Source organism: Nocardia tenerifensis NBRC 101015 (genome assembly GCF_000308715.1).
Classification (GTDB): Bacteria; Actinomycetota; Actinomycetes; order Mycobacteriales; family Mycobacteriaceae; genus Nocardia; species Nocardia tenerifensis.
In genome coordinates this window covers 1-968 of record NZ_BAGH01000068.1, presented here as the reverse complement: position 1 = coordinate 968, position 968 = coordinate 1, and the positions used below count along the sequence as shown (strand labels likewise).

At 75.6% G+C, this 968-nt stretch carries 1 protein-coding gene; it reads right to left on the bottom strand.

Annotation, left to right across the window (positions count from 1 at the left end):
- Nucleotides 1–625: DNA polymerase Y family protein (locus ON39_RS05675; protein ID WP_255219232.1), on the bottom strand; the 625-nt coding region annotated here is incomplete at its 3' end.
- Nucleotides 626–968: the final 343 nt, after the last annotated feature.

Sequence of the window (968 nt, the reverse complement as noted above, 5' to 3'; positions counted from 1 at the left end):
AGTCGCCGATCCGGCGTAAACCCAAGCGGTGCAGCAGATCCACCAGGTCGGCGCGCTCCGGCGCGGCCAGGCTCGGCTCGAACGCGAGCTCACGCACCGGCATCGGCGCGAGAAACCGCGCCCCCGCGCCGGTCGGCACGATCGCGCCGCGCCGGGCGGCGATGACCGCCGTGGACAACTCGTCGGCGATGCCGATCTGCGCCTCGACGCCGGTGGCGGCCGCGGCGTCGAGCAGCCGCTCCGCCGCCGCCTCCTCCGAGCCGAAGAACCGGGCGGCCCCGCGCGCGCCGAGCACGAGCAGCCCGGGGCGCAGCACCTCGACACCGGGCACCGTCGCGTCGACGGCCGCGACCACCGGCTCGAACAACCGCGCGTCCCGATCCGGATCCGCCTGCGCGAGAAACAGATCGGGGCACTTACCCTGAGCCTCCCGCCGCTTCTGCCCGCGTCGCACCCCGTCGGCCCGCGCGATCGCCGAACACGCGACCACCCGATTGGCGAAGAGCACCGCCACCGGCTGCGTCGCGGGCAGCCGCGCCACCGCCGCGGCGGCGACCGCGGGCCAATCCGGACACCACAGCGCCAGAACCCGCGCCGCCCCCTTCTCGCGGCCGGGAGGAATCACGTTGCCGCACCGCACATCTCGACGCCGCCGAGGACACCGACGCCACCCCGCACCCCGACGCCACCGCACACTCCGGCGGCACCCCGCATCCGGGCGTCCCCATGCATCTCGGCAGCACCGCGCATCCTGGCGTCGCCGTACATCCCGACGCAACCGCACATCCCGGCGGCACCGCGAGCGACCGTTGGACGGGAACGCGCGAGTACTGCCTTCACGATGCCGCCTCGCTCGCATCGACCGGCACGACGGTGCGCGAAACAGGCTCGGGGCGCGCCCATTCGACGCGCCCGGCGACCGAGCGCAGGTCGAGACGGCCGCGGCGCGGCGGGCCCGCCTTGCCGCG